This is a genomic window from Peribacillus sp. CSMR9 (genome assembly GCF_033141925.1).
GTDB lineage: Bacteria > Bacillota > Bacilli > Bacillales > DSM-1321 > Peribacillus > Peribacillus simplex_A.
Genome location: NZ_JAOPHO010000191.1, coordinates 1 through 1,243 on the forward strand (window position 1 = coordinate 1; position 1,243 = coordinate 1,243).

At 39.2% G+C, this 1,243-nt stretch carries 1 protein-coding gene; it reads left to right on the forward strand.

Features of this window, described 5'->3' with window-relative positions; all coding sequences use genetic code 11:
• The first annotated feature begins 42 nt into the window (after positions 1 to 42).
• Positions 43 to 1,202 (forward strand): IS3 family transposase gene (locus tag N9I19_RS24810; RefSeq protein ID WP_411730956.1). Its coding sequence is split into 2 segments (ribosomal slippage): positions 43 to 301 and positions 301 to 1,202, totalling 1,161 coding nucleotides; the frame shifts between segments, so codons are not numbered across the junction.
• Positions 1,203 to 1,243: the final 41 nt, after the last annotated feature.

Here is a 1,243-nt window from a genome sequence, read left to right on the forward strand (position 1 = left end):
GATAAAATGTTCTTAACAGTCTATCTGAGAGGGGATTTTTCTATGGCAAAAAAGGGGCAAACGTTTCAAACATATACAGAAGAATTAAAGCGAGAAGTTGTTCGTTTGAAGTTGGAGGAAGGCTGGTCATATCGTCGGCTTCGTGAGCGATTTGGTATCAAAAGTGATGCACAAATAGCGAATTGGGTAAAGAAAGTGCAAAATAATGAGCCTTTTGAAGACCAACGTGGTGTATGGAACCGTAAGAATTTTACTAGTGTAGAAGAAGAAAATGCTTATCTGAAAGCGCAGGTGGACTATTTAAAAAAGCGCAATCCAAATCTACATGGGAAGGAATGGTCCTGAAAGCCGAAAGGTTTCAAGTGATTGATGAATTGAGGAAAACACACCCACTCGCGTGGCTAATAAAAATCGGTGAAGTTTCAAGAGCTGGCTATTATAAATGGCGGAAGACTCAGTCTAAACGGTCTCTGAGACTTGAGAAAAACCTATGGATAAAAGAACATATATTAGCTATTCATAAGATACATCCGTACTACGGATATAAGCGGATGACTCGAGCTTTATTCAGAGAGGGAATCGTTGTCAATCATAAGTGTGTTCGTCGCTTGATGAGAGAATTAGGGGTTACATCTGTTATTCGAAAGAAACGCCCTTTCTATGGTCGAAGAGGATCCGTTGTATTTAAGAATGTTTTAAACCGTGAGTTCTATGCAGAGTCAATGTTTCAAAAGTTAGTAACAGATATAACCTATGTGCGGATTGGAAACACGTTTGCCTACTTATCTGCCGTTTTAGATTTGTATAATAATGAAATTGTGGCATGGGAAGTTTCTTCTCGAAACGACCTTGAATTGGTTCATAATACGTTGAATCAGTTAAGGGACAAGTCATTCGAAAAGGGGGCCCTTCTTCACTCCGATCAAGGATTCCAATATACGACGAAATCATACGAAAGACAGGTAAAAGAACTCGGTCTTCAAGGAAGCCACTCTCGTCGTGGCAATTGTCATGATAACGCTTGTATAGAAAGTTTCTTCTCGCATTTAAAAACAGAGAAGTTATATTTGGTATGTCCAAAAACAGCAGAGGAAGCTTATGTAGCTATTCAGGAGTATATAGACTTCTACAATACGGATCGCTTCCAGGAAAAATTTAACGGCCTTTCCCCGATTGAATATCGAGAAAAGGCCGCAGCTTGAAATACTCTTTTTTTATTGTCTACTTGACAGGGTTATGTGCA